General features: G+C 40.9%; 18 protein-coding genes. 14 read left to right on the top strand and 4 right to left on the bottom strand.

All coding sequences use genetic code 11. The features are described from left to right. Positions 1 to 140 precede the first annotated feature (140 nt). From VUI23_RS00555 to leuD, 8 genes are all read left to right on the top strand, one after another. Complete coding sequence (locus VUI23_RS00555; protein WP_342806191.1) at positions 141 to 1,256, top strand: NAD(P)/FAD-dependent oxidoreductase; 1,116 nt, start codon at positions 141 to 143, stop codon at positions 1,254 to 1,256. A 359-nt stretch (positions 1,257 to 1,615) separates the two neighbouring features. Further along, positions 1,616 to 1,927, top strand: a complete 312-nt coding sequence (locus tag VUI23_RS00560) for a cytochrome c (protein WP_216049335.1) — start codon at positions 1,616 to 1,618, stop codon at positions 1,925 to 1,927. A gap of 196 nt (positions 1,928 to 2,123) precedes the next feature. Beyond that, positions 2,124 to 3,317 carry a CaiB/BaiF CoA-transferase family protein gene (locus tag VUI23_RS00565; RefSeq protein WP_216049334.1) on the top strand — a complete coding sequence of 398 codons (1,194 nt, stop codon included), beginning with the start codon at positions 2,124 to 2,126 and terminating at the stop codon, positions 3,315 to 3,317. A 280-nt stretch (positions 3,318 to 3,597) separates the two neighbouring features. After that, the gene (locus tag VUI23_RS00570; RefSeq protein ID WP_216049333.1) at positions 3,598 to 4,257 is read left to right on the top strand and encodes an isochorismatase family protein; all 660 of its coding nucleotides are present in this window, start codon (positions 3,598 to 3,600) and stop codon (positions 4,255 to 4,257) included. Positions 4,258 to 4,273: 16 nt separating this feature from the next. Next, positions 4,274 to 5,215, top strand: a complete 942-nt coding sequence (locus tag VUI23_RS00575) for a polysaccharide deacetylase family protein (RefSeq protein WP_216049332.1) — start codon at positions 4,274 to 4,276, stop codon at positions 5,213 to 5,215. A 2-nt stretch (positions 5,216 to 5,217) separates the two neighbouring features. Next, positions 5,218 to 6,141: a polysaccharide deacetylase family protein gene (locus tag VUI23_RS00580; protein ID WP_216049331.1), complete on the top strand. Its 924-nt coding sequence runs from the start codon at positions 5,218 to 5,220 to the stop codon at positions 6,139 to 6,141. Positions 6,142 to 6,189: 48 nt separating this feature from the next. Then, entirely contained in the window at positions 6,190 to 7,605 is a 1,416-nt protein-coding gene (gene leuC, locus VUI23_RS00585; protein ID WP_342806193.1) for a 3-isopropylmalate dehydratase large subunit, read from the top strand. Further along, complete coding sequence (gene leuD, locus VUI23_RS00590; protein ID WP_342806195.1) at positions 7,602 to 8,228, top strand: 3-isopropylmalate dehydratase small subunit; 627 nt, start codon at positions 7,602 to 7,604, stop codon at positions 8,226 to 8,228. The genes leuC and leuD overlap by 4 nt, the downstream gene beginning before the upstream one ends. Before the next feature lie 83 nt (positions 8,229 to 8,311). Here leuD and VUI23_RS00595 read toward each other — a convergent pair whose 3' ends face one another. The 3 genes from VUI23_RS00595 to VUI23_RS00605 form a co-directional block, all read right to left on the bottom strand. After that, the gene (locus VUI23_RS00595; protein WP_342806197.1) at positions 8,312 to 8,947 is read right to left on the bottom strand and encodes an isochorismatase family protein; all 636 of its coding nucleotides are present in this window, start codon (positions 8,945 to 8,947) and stop codon (positions 8,312 to 8,314) included. 24 nt (positions 8,948 to 8,971) lie between these two features. Beyond that, a complete protein-coding gene (locus VUI23_RS00600; protein WP_216049327.1) occupies positions 8,972 to 9,832 on the bottom strand; it encodes an isocitrate lyase/PEP mutase family protein in 861 nt (286 codons plus the stop codon). A gap of 69 nt (positions 9,833 to 9,901) precedes the next feature. After that, positions 9,902 to 11,059, bottom strand: a complete 1,158-nt coding sequence (locus VUI23_RS00605) for an iron-containing alcohol dehydrogenase (protein WP_216049326.1) — start codon at positions 11,057 to 11,059, stop codon at positions 9,902 to 9,904. Between the two features lie 729 nt (positions 11,060 to 11,788). On the opposite strand from VUI23_RS00605, the gene VUI23_RS00610 reads away from it, so the two are divergent. The 6 genes from VUI23_RS00610 (at position 11,789) to VUI23_RS00635 (ending at position 17,535) form a co-directional block, all read left to right on the top strand. Then, positions 11,789 to 12,496, top strand: coding sequence for a cyclic nucleotide-binding domain-containing protein (locus VUI23_RS00610; RefSeq protein ID WP_216049325.1), 708 nt, complete (start codon positions 11,789 to 11,791; stop codon positions 12,494 to 12,496). 203 nt (positions 12,497 to 12,699) lie between these two features. Next, on the top strand, positions 12,700 to 14,124 hold the full coding sequence (locus tag VUI23_RS00615; protein WP_342806199.1) for an FAD-dependent oxidoreductase: 1,425 nt from the start codon (positions 12,700 to 12,702) through the stop codon (positions 14,122 to 14,124). Between the two features lie 58 nt (positions 14,125 to 14,182). After that, a complete protein-coding gene (locus VUI23_RS00620; RefSeq protein ID WP_216049323.1) occupies positions 14,183 to 14,494 on the top strand; it encodes a cytochrome c in 312 nt (103 codons plus the stop codon). A gap of 177 nt (positions 14,495 to 14,671) precedes the next feature. Then, a complete protein-coding gene (locus tag VUI23_RS00625; RefSeq protein ID WP_342806201.1) occupies positions 14,672 to 15,892 on the top strand; it encodes a class I SAM-dependent methyltransferase in 1,221 nt (406 codons plus the stop codon). 47 nt (positions 15,893 to 15,939) lie between these two features. Beyond that, the gene (locus tag VUI23_RS00630; protein ID WP_216049321.1) at positions 15,940 to 16,290 is read left to right on the top strand and encodes a hypothetical protein; all 351 of its coding nucleotides are present in this window, start codon (positions 15,940 to 15,942) and stop codon (positions 16,288 to 16,290) included. A gap of 207 nt (positions 16,291 to 16,497) precedes the next feature. Further along, positions 16,498 to 17,535, top strand: a complete 1,038-nt coding sequence (locus VUI23_RS00635) for a DUF1838 family protein (protein ID WP_216049320.1) — start codon at positions 16,498 to 16,500, stop codon at positions 17,533 to 17,535. A 115-nt stretch (positions 17,536 to 17,650) separates the two neighbouring features. Here VUI23_RS00635 and VUI23_RS00640 read toward each other — a convergent pair whose 3' ends face one another. After that, positions 17,651 to 18,454 (bottom strand): GntR family transcriptional regulator, encoded by an 804-nt coding sequence (locus tag VUI23_RS00640; protein ID WP_252729301.1) that lies wholly within the window; start codon positions 18,452 to 18,454, stop codon positions 17,651 to 17,653. Positions 18,455 to 18,612: the final 158 nt, after the last annotated feature.

An 18,612-nucleotide genomic window follows, 5' to 3' on the forward strand; every position in this document is an offset into this window, starting at 1 on the left:
AAAAAAAGCGATAAGTTATAACAATTCATCGAATTCTAAGCATGTAAGCGTTTTCAAAAGCTGTTCGCTGGCTGGGACCAAGAAATCTCTGTAATGTTTAACTTCCCCATCCCCTTATTTATGCGTCTAGGAGTGATTAAATGGCCGAGTCTGTAGAGTGTATTGTTGTCGGCGGTGGCGTCGTTGGCTTAGCTGTTGCACGAGAAATGGCTCAAAAAGGTGTGGAAACCATTGTCATTGAAAGTCAATCTCAAATCGGCACAGGAATTAGCTCTCGCAATAGCGAAGTAATACATGCTGGTATTTATTATCAGCCTAATTCTCTTAAAGCTCGGCTTTGTGTTCAGGGGAATAAAATGCTTTATGCGTATTGCGAGGAACGCAATATTGCCTATAAAAGATGTGGCAAACTGATTGTCGCTACATCTGAACTTCAGTTGCAAAAGCTAACTGAAATTCAACAAAACGCACGTGCCAATAATGTGTCAGATCTTGAATTTTACAGCAGACAAAAAGCCTTAGCTTTAGAGCCTGAACTTGCCTGTTACGGTGCATTGTTTTCTCCTTCAACGGGCATTATAGACAGTCATGGATTTATGTTAAATTTACAAGGTGACTTGGAAAGTGCTGGTGGCGCGGTAGCACTAGGAGCGGAATTGGGTTCAGCTAAATGTACTGATAATTCAATTCTACTGGATATTGTTGGCGACCAAAGCATACAAATTAACGCAAAGTACTTAATTAATTGCGCAGGTTTACACGCCCAGAAAATTGCTAGATGTTTTGAGGGTTTACCGCAAAGAAGCGTGCCTGCTATTCATTATGCAAAAGGAAACTATTACGCCTTGTCTGGCAAAGCGCCGTTTAGCCACCTTATTTATCCTGTTCCTGAAAGTGCTGGTTTAGGAGTGCATTCCACATTAGATTTAGGTAATTCAGTCCGTTTTGGTCCTGATGTCGAGTGGGTCAATGAATTGGATTACAAGGTCGATCCTGCTAGAGCCGATGGGTTTTATCAGCAAATTAGAAAATACTGGCCTAACCTTAAAGACGGTTCTCTAGCGCCTTCATATGCTGGAATTCGTCCTAAACTCCATGGGAAAGGTGAAGAGGCAAGAGATTTTATGATTCAGACTGAATCACAACATGGTATTGCAGGTTTAGTTAATCTGTACGGTATAGAATCACCGGGGCTGACCGCGTCGATGGCCATTGCTGCGCTGGTAGTAGATGGCGTATTAGCGAAAAACCTGTAGCACCTCTAAGCAGTCACTTAATAAAGTATGGCTTGCCATTTTCATTTCACTTTGCATATTTATATTTCAAAGTTTTTTCCTAATTAACGGGACAATCATACTAAATTTAACCACGCCTTAATCTTCTGTTTTTCTCTAATATTTTGTTTTTATTGGTTATTTTTAATTAATTTGAATGCCGTGTGCAGTTTTGATTTTAGTCAATGTAGCACCTGGTTATACAACGTATATTGAAATAACTGATTGAGGTTATTTGGTTGTTACATCCTTCATCTTACCTCATGAAAAAAAGGGTTATCCATTGTTAAATTAGAATTGATAACGAAATCCTTATTTATTGATACAGGTGAAATTTGAATATGCTCAAAATACGTTACTTTTTGATAGCGATATCAAGCATGGTTTTTGTCACGCAAACCTTTGCCGCTGATGCGTTAATATCGGTGGGTAAAACGAAATCGATGATTTGCGCTAGTTGCCATGGTAGTGCTGGTATCAGCCTCAGTCCTATTTGGCCAAATTTGGCTGGGCAAAAATCCGCTTATCTAGAAAAGCAACTTAAAGCATTCCGTAATGGTGAGCGTAAAGAACCGACGATGGCGGCAATGGCTAAAGGATTAAGCGACAAAGATATTAAAGCATTAGCAGCTTATTACGCGTCTTTAAAATAAAACCATAACAACTTGGCTTCAGATTTTTCGCTTTGCAGTGAAATTGTCCTTTTATATCAATGTTTTTAGAACTTAAGTAATTAAAACTCATCATTATTTTAGCTCATGAGTAGAATTTCTTGATATAAAAGGTATAAAGCTATAACATATGTTCATTAGGGCATTTGGCCTACCCTTTATTACAGGATTATTATTTATGTCATCAGGAAATTCATACCCACTTGAAGACCTCAAAGTCGTAGAGTTTACACATATGGTTATGGGGCCTGCTACTGGTGTGGTACTAGCAGATTTAGGTGCAGTGGTGACAAAAATAGAGCCTATTGAAGGTGATAAAACGCGCCGCCTAAAAGGTTCGGGTGCTGGTTACTTTCCCATGTATAACCGCAATAAGCGCAGTGTGTGTATAGATCTCAAATCAGCAGAAGGTAAAGAGGTTGCGTTAAACTTAATTCGCGAAGCGGATGTGTTGATTGAAAACTTCAGACCGGGTGCGATGGAAAAGCTTGGGTTTGGTTATGCAGCAATGAGTCAACTGAATCCAAGACTTATTTATTGTTCATTAAAAGGCTTTTTAACCGGCCCATATGAAAACCGTACTGCGTTGGATGAAGTGACGCAAATGATGGGCGGACTGGCTTATATGACAGGTCTTCCTGACAAGCCTATGCGGGCTGGCTCTTCTGTTATTGATATCACTGGCGGTATGTTTGGTGTTATCGGCATTCTTTCTGCTTTGCATGAACGCCATACGAGCGGTAAAGGTCGTCACGTTACTAGTTCATTATTTGAGACTACCGCATATTTTGTTGGTCAGCATATGGCCCAAGAAGTGGTGCTAGGTGAAGCTCCCCCTCCTATGTCTGTGCGCAGAAGTGCTTGGTCAATCTACGAAATTTTCAATTGTAAAAATGACGAACGTGTTTTTGTTGGGGTTGTCAGTGACACTTTGTGGAAACACTTTTGTAAAGAATTTGAACTACACGAATTTGCAGCAGACAGCAGCCTAGATAAAAACAATGATAGGGTGAAGCAGAAAGATAGAATTATTCCGGTAATCAAGGAATTGTTTAGTGGCTTAGATAAGCAAACCCTGATGGACCGTCTAGAGCGTGCGGGTATTCCCTTTGCGCCAATCAATACTCCCTCTGATTTGTTTAATGATCCGCACCTTAATAGTGGTGGATTACTACCGGTTACAACACCCCAAGGTATCGCTAACCTGCCTTCTTTACCGATTGAATTAGATGGTAAACGTACTGTTCTACATCATGATTTACCAAAAGAAGGCGAAGATACCATTCGGGTGCTAAAAGACGCCGGATACAGTGATAAACAAATAGCAGAATTAATTGATTTAAAAGTAGTAAAAGCCCTTACCACTGATTAATAAAAGTTTTCAACCTACTCCGAAATGTGGTTGTTTTAAAGGGCGTTTTAGCCCTTTTTTTTACTCTTTTTGGTTTTATGCAAACACTCTTAAGTTAGTGCTTAGTGGAGATGTTCAAGATTCATTTTTTGTGAATCATAAGAGTGTTTAAGGGTACATAAAAGTATCAATACTTACGCATAAAAGATATGCTGATATATCATTTGGTTGTGACCGAAAACGAGTCACACCCTGAGTTAGAATAAAACATATAGTTAAGTTTAGGCAAATAGGAGCGACTATGGAATTATCTGAAAAAACGGCCCGTCAGATTTTTGCGGAGGTTCAGGCTAATCCAGCCCGAAAGCGTTTTGGTTTTGGAAATAAGGCTATTTTGGTCAATATAGATTTGCAAAAGGCCTACACTCGAACCGATCTTTTTAAAACTGCCTACGAGACAGACCCGCGACAGCTTGAATATGTCAATAAACTTGCGGAAAAATTCCGTGCATTGGGTTGGCCTGTTGTTTGGACTAATGTGGCATATATGGATTCTGGTGAAGATGCTGGTATCTGGGGAACCCGCACAGATACTCCCGATAGTTTACAGAATATTAAATTTGATAGTGAGCGCTCAGAGCTTGATGACCGTTTGCAAGTCGACCGTAAAAAAGATGTTTTTTACTGTAAAAAAATGCCTTCTCCGTTTTTTGAAACTCAACTGCAAAGTCTATGCGTATGGCACCAAGTGGATACCGTTATATTAACCGGTGGTTCAACTTCTGGTTGTATCAGAGCCGCTGCGGTAGATAGTTTGTCACGCGGATATCGCACTATAGTGCCGATCGAGTGTGTTGCTGACAAACATGAAAGCTATCACTTCGCTAACCTTACCGATTTATCATTGAAATATGCTGATGTATTAGCCGTACAAGAAGTATATGACTGGTTAGAAAAATAGTAGAAGGAGTTTTTTAATGCATACAGATCCCGGTTACTATGATTATTGGCCTTATCACAAACGTCCTAAAATCACTTGGCCAAATGGCGCTAAAGTCGCATTTTGGGTAGCACCCAATATTGAGTTTTATGAGCTAGATCCACCTGCAAATCCATCTCGTAAGGCTTGGCCGCAACCTTATCCTGCCATTGCCGGATATGGTATTCGTGATTACGGTAATCGTGTGGGTCATATGCGTCAAATGCAGCTTCTGGATAAATATGGTGTGCGCGGATCCATATCATTATCTACCGCATTATGTGATCACCATCCTGAGATTATTAGCCTGTGTAAAGAACGGGACTGGGAGTTTTTCAGTCATGGTATCTATAACACTCGTTATACTTATGGAATGAGCGTGGAGCAGGAACGAGAAATGATCCGCGACTCAATTGAAACCATCTATAAACATACCGGACAGAAATGTGCTGGTTACTTAGCCCCAGCACTATCGCACAGTGACCATACTATTGACTTGTTTGCCGAAGTGGGAACGGAATTATTTGGCGATGATGCCGGCTTTTACACTTGTGATTTATTTCATGATGATCAACCAACTCCTATCCATACTCGTTCTGGTAAAAAGTTTGTGTCAATTCCCTATTCATTAGAGATGAATGACACCATTGCTTACGTATCTAATAAAGTTACACCTCGTCAATATGGAAAAATGCTCAAAGCAAATTTTGACCGTTTGTACCAAGAAGGCGAAGAGAGTGGAACCATCATGTGTATTCCAACTCACAACTATCAAGTGAGTTGCCCACATCGTCTAAAAGCCTACGAAGAAGCCTTGGAATACATCACCGGACACAGTGATGTTTGGGTAGCTACTGGGCGCGAAATAGCAAGTTATTACATGCAGCATTGTTATGACGATAGTGTCGCTGATATAGCTGCCAAGCAAGGAGGGAAATAATCATGAGTCTAGATGATTCTTATCTTCAATATCCCAAACGACATTACGGAATGGACCACGATTTATATGATTGGTCGATGCTGACAGAGCGTAAACCTATTGTCTGGCCAAATAACAAAAAACTAGCGCTTTGGGTAAATATCAACGTCCAGTTTTTTCCTTTGAACCAAGGTGCAAACCCAGTTGCCGTGCCTGGTGGTATGAAAATGCCTTATCCAGATTTACGCCACTTTAGTTTGCGTGATTACGGTAATCGCGTCGGTATATTTCGAATCTTCAAAGCATTAGATAAATTTAATATCAAACCAACTATCGCGATTAATGGCGCCATGGTTGAACGCGCACCTTATTTGATGGATGTCATTAAAGAGCGAGGTAATGAAGTCATTGCCCATGGTTGGCAGATGGACATGTTGCATCATGGCGAAGTTTCGCCAAACGATGAAGCAAGTTGGGTTGCTAAAAGTGTGCAAACTTTACGTGAGCGCTTTGAGCAACCGGTGAAAGGCTGGTTAAGTCCTGGTCGCTTGCAATCAGAAAATACCCCTGAGTTATTGCAGCAAAATGGTATCGACTACATGTGCGATTGGGTTAACGATGAGTTGCCCTATGCCTTTAGAACTGAAACGGGTCAACTCAGCAACATGCCTTTATCTAATGAACTGGATGATTTTTTTATTTTGCAAAACAATCTGCACAGTGAAGATAGCTATGTTGAGCAAATTCAAGATGCATGTGACCTGTTGTTAAGTGAAGCCGAAACACAAGGTGGGCGTCTATTAGCATTGAATATACATCCATGGATGTTGGGTCAACCCCACCGTATTGCTTGCTTCGAGAAAGTACTTGAATACATCAGTAGTAAAGATGGAGTTTGGAGTGCTAGCGCGAGTGATATTTACCAGAGCTGGCAAGCACAGCAATAATTTGTAGGGGCGTTAGAACCCTCCTTATCCTTGAGACAAGAGATAATAATGTCCAAAACACTTTTTCAGAAGATATGGGATGCTCATAAGGTTAAACAATTACCTGATGGGACTTACTTAGTTTACATTGACCGAGTCTTTTTACACGAAAGAACAGGTTCTATTGCGTTGCAAAGTTTGGCCGAAACTGGACGAAAAGTTCGTCATCCAGACCAAGTTTTTTGCACCATGGATCATATTGTCGATACATTTCCAGGTCGTGGTGATGAAACTGTCATGCCTTCAGGGAAAGACTTCATTCAAGCTACACGTAAAGAAGCCAAAGCCGCTGGCATTACCTTATTTGACATAGGTGATGAACGACAAGGTATCGCCCATGTCATTAGTCCAGAACTGGGTATCGTACAACCAGGTTTAACCCTAGTTTGCCCGGATAGTCACACCTGTACTCAAGGTGCTTTAGGTGCGGCTGCTTGGGGGATTGGTTCTTCTGAAGCTGAACATGCAATGGCGACTCAAACTCTACGTATTAATAAACCCAAATTGATGCGGGTTTGGTTTGAAGGCGAACTGAATTCAAGTGTCACAGCCAAAGATATGATTCTTCACCTTATCAGTAAATTTGGTGCCCACGGTGGCGCTGGTCATGCAATAGAATTTGCTGGTCCTGCAGTAGAAGCCCTGTCGATAGAAGCGAGAATGACTCTATGTAATATGGCTGTAGAGTTTGCGGCATTTACAGGTTTAGTAGCACCGGATCAAAAAACCATCGACTATTTACAAGGTCGCCCTTATGCGCCTAAAGGCGAGCAATGGGACACTGCTGTAGAATATTGGCATAATCTGCGCACCGATGAGGATGCCTTGTTCGATACTGAAATTAAAATAGACGTTGCAGATATTGAACCTACCATCACTTGGGGTACAAGCCCACAACATGCTTGTGGTATCAGCCAAACCGTTCCTGAATTAAATACCTTAGCTTCTGAAGATGCACGCACAGCGGCAACACGTGCTCTAGCTTATCAAGACTTAAAGTCAGGCGATAAGTTGCTCGGCCTCAAGATAGATTGCGCATTTATCGGTTCATGTACCAATTCGCGAATTGAAGATCTTCGTAAAGCTGCAGCTATTTTAGCAGGTAAAAAAGTGGCTACTCATGTGAAAGCCATTTGTGTTCCCGGTTCGCAGCAAGTAAAAGCGGCTGCCGAGCGTGAAGGTTTACATCAGGTTTTCTTAGATGCAGGTTTTGAGTGGAGAGAAAGTGGATGTTCCATGTGCTTCTATGCTGGGGGGGAGCACTTTGGTAAACAACAACGGGTTTTATCTACGAGTAATCGTAATTTTGAATCTCGCCAAGGTCCAGAGACTCGTACCCATTTAGCCAGTCCAGAAACCGTGGCCGCCAGTGCCATATACGGTTGTATTACCGATCCGCGTGCGGTTCCAAGGAGTGATCGATGAAAGCATTTACAACTCACTGTGGTATTGCCGCGCCATTATTAAGAATCAATATTGATACTGATGCCATTATTCCGAGTAGGGAAATGCGTCGAGTATCTAAAAAGGGCTTGGGTGAGGGGCTATTTGCTTCTTGGCGTTATGTGATGCCCGATTCTCGCGAACTCAACCCCGACTTCATCTTAAATAAACCAGAATACGCTAATACCACAGTGTTGCTAGCGGGTAACAATTTTGGCTGTGGTTCATCACGTGAACATGCGGTTTGGGCTTTGGCTGAATATGGTATACGGGCCATTATTGCTCCTAGCTTTGGCGCTATTTTTTACCAGAATTGTATGCGCAACGGCATACTTCCTGTTGTGCTTAGTAACGAAGCTGTCATGCAGTTATCTGATGAAACTCTACAAGATCCGCAACATTTAAAGCTCAAAATAGATTTGCAGGAGCAAAAAGTTGAAAGCCCCCATGGTCTAAAATTTGAATTTGATATAGAGACGGGTAGCAAAGAAATGCTGCTAAATGGTTTAGACAGTATTGGCGTAACTCTACAACATGAAAAAGAAATTAGTGCATTTGAGCAGCAAGTACGCAAACAACATAGTTGGTTGTATTTGCAAAATTAGATGGGGTTAAGAGCAGGTAAGTCGCTTTAACTAAAAAAGTCAATCAACCTTAGTTGATTGACTTTTTTATTGCACTAGCGCTTTTATGCGGTCAAAGATTGCAGGTAAGTTATGATATCTGCCTCACTAACAACATCGCCATATTTTGCGTTCATGTCAAACAAGTTAGCCTTATGTGGATCTTCATGACGATCACCACAAGCTTCTTCTACTATTATCGGTATAAAGCCATGTGAACAAGCATCAACACAACTAGCACGTACGCAACCACTGGTTGTTAAGCCGGTTAATATCACGCTGTCTGCACCATAAGCCGCTAAGGTAGAACTTAAGGATGTACCAAAAAAAGCACTTGGGTATTGTTTGGATATAACCAACTCGTCTTCGGTAGGTTTCAATGTTCCTGCCCAAGCACCCATAGGCGAACCTTCTGTTAAATAGCGTAAAGGTTTAGCTTTCTTAAAAAAGGCTCCGCCGTTTACCCCAGATTTATGATAAACAACGTTTGTATAGATAACTAAAACGCCGGCTTTTCGAGCGGCTTCTAGAACCCGTTGCGCGGATGCTAACGCATCTTCAACATCGGCATACAGTTCGCAAGATTTATCATAATAGGCTTCTACAAAGTCAATCAGCAGTAACGCTGGTTTTTTACCATAGCCTACTTTGTTGCCGTATACATTTGCGTAATTTTGATCAATATCTTCACTAATAGTCATGTAATTACTCTTTCTCTACCTTGTTTATTTTGCCCATTTCTTTTCAAAAGCCCATACATCTTCGAATCCTATTAAAGAACAGAATTCGCTGAAGTCGTTGATTGGCACGCCTTCTGGTTCAGCGCTACCTTGTTCTTTCATTGCAATCAGCGATTTTTCTACTGCATTGGCTGCCGCTAAACTGGTTAATGAAGGGGCGATAGCAATGGCATATCCCACCTCTTTCATTTCTTCAACGGTCAAAATAGGCGTGAAGCCACCATTTGACATATTTGCAAACATTGGACCGCCAACTTCTTTACAAGCTCTACGCATTTCTTCTTTGGTTTCCAATGCTTCAACAAAAAGGACGTCTGCACCAGCCTCGTAATAGGCTTGAGCTCTGGCGATAGCAGCGTCTAGACCTTCGGCTTGACGGGCGTCTGTTCGAGCTATGATTAACATGTTTCTGTCAGTACGAGCGTCAACAGCAACCTTTATTTTTTCGACCATGTCAGCGCAAGGAACCACTTTGCGATTAGGCGTGTGACCGCATTTTTTTGGAAACTCTTGGTCTTCGATTTGGATGGCAGAAACGCCCGCTTCTTCGTAACCACGGACAGTGTGATGTACGTTTAATAATCCGCCAAAACCTGTGTCTGCATCGGCCATTACCGCTGCATTACTGGTTTTAACAAGAGTACGCATACGGTCAACCATCTGAGTGTAACTTACTATTCCAGCGTCGGCTATGCCATAAGCTGAAGCTGTTAACCAGTAGCCAGTGCCATAAACTACTTCAAATCCAACCTTGTTCGCAACTACCGCTGTGATCATGTCTTGAATTCCAGGGGCAAATATAAATTCACCTTTGTCTAATTTTTCTCTCAGTATTGGACTAGCCATTTTTTAACTTTTCTCCATTAATATTTAATAAAATCTCGAACTAAAACAACGTTGCTGTTTATTGCATTTTCAATAGGCCGATTCGTATATGTCGAGGGCATTTTCGCGAGTCACCTCGCGGGGATTATTAACTAGTAGTCTTTGTTGTTGCATCGCTTCGTCGGCCAACATTCCTAGGTCTTCACGGGGAACATTTAATGCCTGTAAACTTTTGGGCAAGCTAACGTCAGTAATTAAATTGTCGATGACATTAATGAATGCATCACAGCCTTTTTGACCGGTTTGATGATTTTGCCCCGAGGTGACACTAGGCAGCAGTTCAGCATACAAATCGGCCGCTACAGGTGCGTTAAAACGTAACACGTGGGGTAAAACCAATGAGTTACTCAGGCCATGGGGAATATGGTAATTACCGCCTAATGGGTAGGCTAGGGCATGGACCGCTGCCACTGGTGAGTTGGCAAAAGCTTGTCCTGCCATTAGTGCGCCTAGCAGCATGTTTGAACGAGCTTCTAGGTTACTGCCATTATTCACTGCTTCTAACAAGTTTTGCGACATTAGGCGCAACGCTTCTTTTGCTAACATGTCTGAATAAGGGTTTTTCTTAATTTTTCCGGTAAAAGCTTCTATTGCATGCACCATGGCATCGATACCAGTAGCAGCTGTAATTGCCGGTGGAAGCCCTACTGTTAAGGTGGCATCCAAAATCGCTATGTCAGGTAATAAAGAGGGCGAAACGACACCGGATTTTGTGGTTTCTCCGGTAGTTATAATTGAGATGGGAGTAACTTCCGATCCTGTCCCAGCAGTAGTAGGAAGTAAAATTAGCGGTAAACGTTTATCTCTAATTTTGTCCAACCCGTACATATCCTTCAAAGGCTGCTTCGAGTTTACCAACACAGCAAGTAGTTTAGCGACGTCTAAACTGCTACCTCCACCAAAGCCTATTACCCCGTCTACATGAAGTTGTTTTGCAAATTCTGCAGCAGACAATACCAATGATTCTGGTGGATCTGCCTGAATATCACTATAAATTACGGCGGTGATTCCGGCTTTGTTTAAAGGCGCGGTTATATGGGTAACTAGGCCTGCTTTTACCAATCCAGGATCGGTGACGATAAGAGGCTGTTTAATGCCAAGGGCGCGACAATGCTCAGCGATTTGCTCAATAGCTCCAATGTTACAAATAATCTTATTTGCGGTAATAAACTCGACGGTACTCGTCATGGGTGACTCCTTTATTACTGTAATGTTAATGCACCGCCTGTTAACTCCATGGTTTTAAGCTGCGCTGTTTAACTTACTGTCTATATCTTGCGCCCTATCGCTTTGTGGGCTGTTGATGATTGGTAGTGATTAAAAAAATTATCTAACTAACACTGATCTGAGTGAGAAGACCAATTTGTCGGTAGTCGAGAATCAAACACATCTAAAGACGGAAACTAACCTGATTTTGCCAAACTACAACTTTGTTTACGCAACTGATGGAATGCTTCACTTACTACTTATATTTTCACAACGCTGGTGAACAGAACTCCCCCTTAACTATTTTGCATGCTTTAGTTAAATCAGCCATGACAAATGTCAAAGACAAGAAATCGGACAAACACAATGTGTTGGTTCGCTGATGAATTGACCAATTTTGCTGTGTAATTGCCCATATCCCTCCTGAGCTTAATCCGCTTGTTAATAATACGTACTCAGAATAAGTTACCAAAATAGGTAAACGCTATGCATCATTATGTACCAAATAAACTAAATTTAATACTAATGATATATCATTTGTTCATTATCTGAACTAAAACTGCCAAATAAGTCTTTGAAAAATATTGATAAATATCAAAAATCAGGATTTTGGTATGCTGTTTGCTTTAAAAGTTGCTGATCAAAAATGCAGCTAAGTACTTGCTAGTAATCAAAATTCATGTAATTATCTTGTTAAAAAGGAATAATGATATGTCAACAATATTTATACCTAAACATATACGTCCTACTTATACCAATACAGTGCTTAACGATTGCCTGTTATTTCATGGCATGACACCTAATGAATTGGACCGTTTGGATTCCTATGCTGAACAATCCAAGTGCGATGAAGGTGAGTATTTATTTCGCCAAGATACGCCTGCTGATTTTGTTTATAACGTGATCTCCGGAACTGTAGCGATTGAGCGAATCTTCAGTAATGGCAGACGACAAATCATTGGTTTTTTATTTCCCGGTGATTTCATTGGATTAACCCATTCAATAAATTATGATTGTGCGGTTCGCTGCTTAACCAAAGTTGAACTATACAAATTCAGTCGCAAAAAACTAAATAGCCTTAGTGAAGAAGGCGGTCACCTTAAGCAAAATATGGAACAGATTAAATCGGCCATATTTTCTAGAGTGATGGAACAACTTTATGTTTTAGGTCAGAAAAAAGCGCTAGAACGCTTATGTTTCTTGTTCATGCAATTATTAGAACGATTACCCGGTGCCCGTGTTGATCGCATTGAATTGTATATGTCCCGTCAAGATATGGCTGACTATTTGGGGTTAACCATAGAAACGGTGAGTCGTTGTTTGGCTAAGTTAAAATCCGACGGTTTGGTCGCTTTCCCCAAACTAAATCACCTACAAATTTTGAATTTACCTGCGTTAAGCGAATTGGCTGAATGCTAGTTCATTAAATGTGACTGTCATTTTGGGCAAGGACACGCCCTGCGCTCTTTTAAAATCATCAAAAACTCCTGTCTAATTCGATTTAATCTTTTTCTTTTTGTATTGATAAATATCAATGCTAGTCGCAAAACCCTGGGATAGGCTCAAGCTAACTATGTTGAAAAACCAATTAGCACGCTCCAATCATATATAGGATATTTAATATGAAGTTGAACCGAAGACGATTTCTCCAATCCACTGCCACATTGGCTGGAGCCGCGATGTTTCCGCCGCTTTCATGGGGAAATGGAAAAACCGATGTTCTAATCATTGGAGCAGGTTTATCAGGTTTGAATTCTGCCCATTTGTTAGAGCAAGCGGGACTATCCGTCACTGTTTTAGAAGGCCGGGATAGAATTGGTGGTCGCTTATTCACCTTAGATGATGTGCCGGGCAAACCAGAGGCTGGTGGTCAAACAATTGGTTCTAATTATGGACGTACTTTATACACAGCTCTGCGTCTTGGCGTTCCATTAAATCAAGTCGACTTTATGTTAGGCAACGAGCCTATAAGACAAACTTTCTTTGTCAAAGGTCAAAGAGTCTTGCCAACTGATTGGCCAACCTCAAAATATAATCCTTTTCCCGAAAAGTACCGTTCATTACCGCCAGATAGAGCGTTGTTAACTGTATTGGGAAGACCGCCTTTAAGTTCTCCTGATGATTGGCTCAAAAAAGCTAATTTTGGATTGGATGTTCCGGTGGCTAACCTATTAGCTGAAAAAGGTTTTTCTCCCGAAGCCATTGATATTATCGGACGCACTAATAACTACGGCCGTACCTTAGAAGATACTTCATTACTATTTCAACATCGGACTAACAGATTACTGTATCAATCAATGCAAACTCCCGGTGGTGTGAGAATGGTTGCAAATGGCAATCAGCGTTTACCTGAAGCTATGGCGAAAGCAATTAAAGCTCCAGTTTTAAAGAATAAAGTGGTTACATCGATTGTTCAAAAAGGCAATAAAATGCATGTGACTTGTGCCGATGGCTCCCAACATCAAGCAAGTTATGTGATTAGCTCTTTACCGTTTTCTACATTGCGAGACGTATCTATTCCTGGTCTACCAGCCCTGCAAAATGAAGCAATTAATAAGCTTGTTTACAGTCAGGTGTATCAAGCCTATTTCGAAGTTGAAAAACCGTTCTGGGAAGGCTCAGGCATATTACCAAATGTATGGGCTGACACTGTCATTGAGCGTGTTATGGCAACCGACCCTAGTCAGGTGGGGCGTATCACCAACCTTACGGTTTGGATAAATGGTCAATCCGTTGAGGCCTTAGACAAAATGTCGATTTCTGAAGCCAGCGCATTAATCCAAAAAGAATTTTACAGAGCATTACCTGAGGCAAAAGGATCAGTGCGGTTCGTTAAAGTGAATTCTTGGCAGCAACAGCCTATGTCAAAAGGTTCTTTTGCCGTTTGGCATCCTGGTCAGGTTAGTCGTTATAGCGAATCTATGGCTAAACCGGCTGGCAACCTCCACTTTGCAGGCGAGCATACTGCTCAGTGGTCATCAGGTATGGAAGGTGCGCTTGAATCAAGTGAGCGCGTCACGCAGGAGATTTTATCTCGTTTGGTATAAACCAATTTCGATTTTTAGAAAATAATGAATACCGAATGAGTAAATGTTGGAGTTTGATATGCAGATAAAATTTAAAGTCATCCTAGTGTTATTGATTGCGTTAGTCCCCTCTTTAGACGCCTTAGCTGGTGATGTCGAAGCTGGAAAAAAGCTCGCAATTAAAGATGGGTGTGTTGGTTGTCATGGCAGTGCTGGTATTAGTTATGGCCCTATTTGGCCGAATTTAGCAGGTCAGCACGGTCCATACATGGAAAATCAACTAAAACTTTTTCGTAGTGGTGAACGTAAAGATCCGATGATGAACTTGTTAGCAAAGCCGTTAAATGACAAAGAAATAACGGATCTAGCAGCGTACTTTGCATCACTTTAGTTTATTACTTGATTTTATCAGTTTGTTCATTTGATGCTTAACAGACTTTTATTTGTCTAACTCGATTGGAACAAGTGTGCGTCATCTTAAAGTTGGGTCAATTTACAATAAATTTTCAATCACGGCATTTGCTTTGATACCAATATATTTAAACATTAGACATGTGGAAGAAAAATTATGTCATCGAATTTACTGAATACATTTCAACAGAATGAACATCCAATGCTGGTTGTTGGTGATGCCGACGATCGTGCTCGTCAAGAGTTTGTGAAAAGTTTAAAGGGGTATATCCAGCAAGACATATTACCTTTGGTACAAAATACCTATCAAACTCGCGCTACCGCAAAATTTAACAAAACCCATAAGCGTGATCCTCAAGATTTCAAAGAAGCAAGACAAGCTTTCGCCGATGACCCCATTTTTAAAACCTATTTAAGCGTGAATCGCTCCAGTCAAGAATTACAGTGGTTTTCAGTAATTGATGGCATTGAACAGAGAATGGATGACTTAGAAGAGAAAGCGAAAAATTTACCCAAAGCGGGCGGTTCGTTAAAAATTGATGAAGGTTTCGTTGTTCCTAAATATATTTCTGAATTGGATATTCATTGTATGCCTGGGGGATATTGTGGACCTAAAGATGTAAGCAAGTTATATAGTGGCGCACTGTATGACAGAGGCGTTTATATTTACGCCCTAGGTTATATGGGCCCAAACAATGACGACATGGGAAGGTCGGTTTGTAACTATATAAAGCGTAATTATCCAGACTTTAACCCCACAAGTATTTTGGATATGGGCTGCACAATTGGTCACTCAACATTACCTTTTGCTGAATTATTTCCAGAGGCTGAAGTACACGCTATTGATGTATCTGAAGCCTGTGTCACCTACGGCCATTACCGTGCTGAAGGGTTAGGATTGCCGGTTCATTTTAAGCTTGCTAATGCTGAAAAAACCGATTATCCAGATGAGAGTTTTGACTTGATTGTCTCTCACATTTTACTGCATGAAACTTCCAAAAATGCCATGCCTAAGATATTCAAAGAATGTATGCGTTTGCTTAAGCCTGGTGGAATTATGATCCACGCTGATTTACCGCCATTTGATGATATGGACGTTTACACTCAACTTATCTTAGATAACGAAACTTGGTACAACAACGAGCCGTTTTGGACGGCTATGCGAAATACCGATCAAATTGCTACAGCAGTTGAAGCTGGATTTAAGCGAGAAGACATTAAGTTTGATACAGCACCAATGGCTATTATGGAATTAATGGCGCAAAGTGAGTCCTATTCTGAAGAAAAAGCGCAGGAGTTGGCGGATCGAGAGTTTACGGCTGGAGAGTATGCACCTGGTGGTGGTTGGGAAGTGTTGATAGCACAAAAAGCTGTCTAACGTTAACTCTACACACGACCCAATAATAAAGTCTAAAAGGTGAAAACATGAATCAAAATAAAATTATTAAAGGCAAACGCCCAAATTTTTACGCAGCTCCAGAATCTGACTATTTAATGCATATGGTGATGGTTCTTGCACAAGAACTTTCAGCTACAAGGGATCGTCTTGATACCTTGGAAAAGCTAGCCATAGAAAAGAACCAGATTAGTGCTGATGATGTTGAGAAATACACACCAGATCAAGCCACACTTGAACAGCGTGAAGCTAGGCGTCAGGTGTTCCTAGGTAATCTTTTCAGTGTTATGAATCAAGAATCTGCTGAACTAAAAGCCAGAGATAGTAAAAGTCGATTTGATCAAGTTATTGATGATATCGCTAGTGGCAAGATTGATTAACTCAAAATCATTTAGGTGAGTAAATATCCAATCTGTTCTGCCGCTGAGGCGATTAAACCTTACGGCGAGGGCAGGTCAGTATTGTGTGAAGCAAGGCACTTAAGTAACAAATAACCAGATCAATGCTTGAAAGCGTGATCAGAACTTCACTCTAGATTATGAAGTTTGTTGGCAGAAGCGACTTAATTATTAAATGCGGAGATAAATATGCAAAGTGATAAGAAAGACAATGAAATCGAAGAGAGTAATTCTCGTCGAGAATTTTTAAGCAAAACAGCAAAGAATCTTATTGGCGCTGGTGTAGCAACTGCTGGTCTTGGTTTGGCCGTTGGCAGAGCTCAAGCCATTACTATAGATCCGAGTGTAAAAGCTAAATTGCCCAAAGATAGTGATACCCTTAAATATAGCGACAACTATTGGAACCGTGACGCCTTGGCGCGAATCATGGGTGATATGGACTTCGGTAAAGAGAAGTTTGGTTGGTATCGCGGTACGGTTATTGGTGTTAGAAAAGGTGAAAAAAATCGCGAACTATGTGGTTTTGAAGGTTTCTCTTTTGCAAGACTGAAAGACACTGGAACTGGCGTATATGAAAAATTACTCCGTGAAGTTGGTTTTTATACCGATTTAAAAACCGGTGAAGTCTTAGAAGAGTGGGAAAATCCATATACTGATGAAACGGTTAAAGTGGTGCATATCGCCAATGACCCGTTCAACTTTAAAATTGGCCCCTTCTATCCAAAACCACCTTCATACGGCGGTTTGAATAAAAAAGTTGAGATGCCTGACATTCCAATGATTTTACCTTGGACTGAAGTAGGCGATGATAAAGTCATGCTGCAAAATAGTACGCATTTGTTTTATAAAAATGCACTACAACCAGACAAATGGCCACGTGAATCATCAGGTGAAATGAATCGCGTTTCTGAGATGTTCACATATGTATTTGATAAAGAAGACTTAGCAGATCCTAAAGTAACCAGTTTACTGTTTTCTGGTAGTTGGAACCGAATTACCCCATGGTTACCGTGGATGTTGATGGGTCAGGCAGAAGGTCATGCTTATTATAATTGTATCATGGGCTGTTATGACAACATGGATATGGTTTCTCCAAAGGTCTTGGCCTATGCGAAAAAACACTATCCTAAGTACTTTTCAGCTCCAACCAAATGGGTAGAGCCTAGCTGGTCTAGTTTAGAGCATTACGCTAACGAACAAACCCCAGCACCTGTTAAAAAATCTTAAAGTAAAAAAGCGCCAAGTTAATTTCGATTAGCTTGGCGCTACTCTTCACAACTATATCGTGGTTAACGATACCTTGTTCAAATGGCTGTCAGCAACAACCATTCCTAATGTAGAACTATTGTGCATTTTCTTTATAGCCATCTAAATCCATCGTCATTTGATATTGGAAAATAGACGGGTTATATCGGCAATACAGAATGTCGACGAGTTTGTCATTGCTATCATAAGAACGACGCTCAAGTACTAACAATGGACTTCCTTCACGAATATTGAGCTCCCTAGCAACTTCGGGACTAGCCACCTCTGCACTAATTATCTGATCAATACGTGAAATATCGATACCGATTTGTCTGAGTAATTCGATCCGTGTGTGATTGTTTAATGCCTCTGCATTAAAGGTACTCGCTGGCGTCAAAGTCCAGCTTATGTAGTATGCATAAGGTACTTTTTCGTCTTCTGTTAACCTAACACGTAGCAAGCGACAGGCTGTTTCACCATCTTTTAAATCAAGCGCTTCACGAATATCAGCTGGTGGTACAGTTTGTGAAATTTCGATGGTTCGAGATAGCGTATGTCGACCCATGGTTTCGATATTTTCGAGTAACCCCACTAACGGAGATTTGGCTGGTTTAGGTTTATATTTATAGGTAACCGAAGTGCCACGTCCACGACGACGTTCCACTAATTTTTCTGCAGCTAACTCATCCATGGCCCGCTTTACAGTTATTCTAGACAATTTAAAAGCTTCACCCAGCTCTTGCTCTGTGGGTAATTGAGCCCCGTAACTGATGGTGCCATCGACGATTTGGTCTTTCAATAAACTGTACAACTTGTGATACAGGGGAGTAGGTCCATTCCATTCTAAGCCAATGTGTTGGCTATACTGTTTAAGTGTTTTAATAATAGTTAACTTAGACAAATTTCTTTCCTTAAGCTGTCGTGTATTTTAAACGGTGTTTAACTCACAAAAGAATTATACGTAAGTCATTATACCTTTTCATTTGGTCGTTGCATATTAAACAATCATCTGATCGTTAATCTCTTTAAAATTAATGCTTTAGCAAAAAATGCTTATAT

The organism is Alteromonas sp. M12 (assembly GCF_037478005.1).
GTDB classification, from domain to species: domain Bacteria; phylum Pseudomonadota; class Gammaproteobacteria; order Enterobacterales; family Alteromonadaceae; genus Aliiglaciecola; species Aliiglaciecola lipolytica_A.

What these genes read in the sequence shown, in the direction of transcription:
- VUI23_RS00555 (WP_342806191.1), top strand. Translation starts at nt 141, where the DNA reads ATGGCCGAGTCTGTAGAGTGTATTGTTGTCGGCGGTGGCGTCGTTGGC.
- VUI23_RS00560 (WP_216049335.1), top strand. Translation starts at nt 1,616, where the DNA reads ATGCTCAAAATACGTTACTTTTTGATAGCGATATCAAGCATGGTTTTT.
- VUI23_RS00565 (WP_216049334.1), top strand. Translation starts at nt 2,124, where the DNA reads ATGTCATCAGGAAATTCATACCCACTTGAAGACCTCAAAGTCGTAGAG.
- VUI23_RS00570 (WP_216049333.1), top strand. Translation starts at nt 3,598, where the DNA reads ATGGAATTATCTGAAAAAACGGCCCGTCAGATTTTTGCGGAGGTTCAG.
- VUI23_RS00575 (WP_216049332.1), top strand. Translation starts at nt 4,274, where the DNA reads ATGCATACAGATCCCGGTTACTATGATTATTGGCCTTATCACAAACGT.
- VUI23_RS00580 (WP_216049331.1), top strand. Translation starts at nt 5,218, where the DNA reads ATGAGTCTAGATGATTCTTATCTTCAATATCCCAAACGACATTACGGA.
- leuC (WP_342806193.1), top strand. Translation starts at nt 6,190, where the DNA reads ATGTCCAAAACACTTTTTCAGAAGATATGGGATGCTCATAAGGTTAAA.
- leuD (WP_342806195.1), top strand. Translation starts at nt 7,602, where the DNA reads ATGAAAGCATTTACAACTCACTGTGGTATTGCCGCGCCATTATTAAGA.
- VUI23_RS00595 (WP_342806197.1), bottom strand. Translation starts at nt 8,947, where the DNA reads ATGACTATTAGTGAAGATATTGATCAAAATTACGCAAATGTATACGGC.
- VUI23_RS00600 (WP_216049327.1), bottom strand. Translation starts at nt 9,832, where the DNA reads ATGGCTAGTCCAATACTGAGAGAAAAATTAGACAAAGGTGAATTTATA.
- VUI23_RS00605 (WP_216049326.1), bottom strand. Translation starts at nt 11,059, where the DNA reads ATGACGAGTACCGTCGAGTTTATTACCGCAAATAAGATTATTTGTAAC.
- VUI23_RS00610 (WP_216049325.1), top strand. Translation starts at nt 11,789, where the DNA reads ATGTCAACAATATTTATACCTAAACATATACGTCCTACTTATACCAAT.
- VUI23_RS00615 (WP_342806199.1), top strand. Translation starts at nt 12,700, where the DNA reads ATGAAGTTGAACCGAAGACGATTTCTCCAATCCACTGCCACATTGGCT.
- VUI23_RS00620 (WP_216049323.1), top strand. Translation starts at nt 14,183, where the DNA reads ATGCAGATAAAATTTAAAGTCATCCTAGTGTTATTGATTGCGTTAGTC.
- VUI23_RS00625 (WP_342806201.1), top strand. Translation starts at nt 14,672, where the DNA reads ATGTCATCGAATTTACTGAATACATTTCAACAGAATGAACATCCAATG.
- VUI23_RS00630 (WP_216049321.1), top strand. Translation starts at nt 15,940, where the DNA reads ATGAATCAAAATAAAATTATTAAAGGCAAACGCCCAAATTTTTACGCA.
- VUI23_RS00635 (WP_216049320.1), top strand. Translation starts at nt 16,498, where the DNA reads ATGCAAAGTGATAAGAAAGACAATGAAATCGAAGAGAGTAATTCTCGT.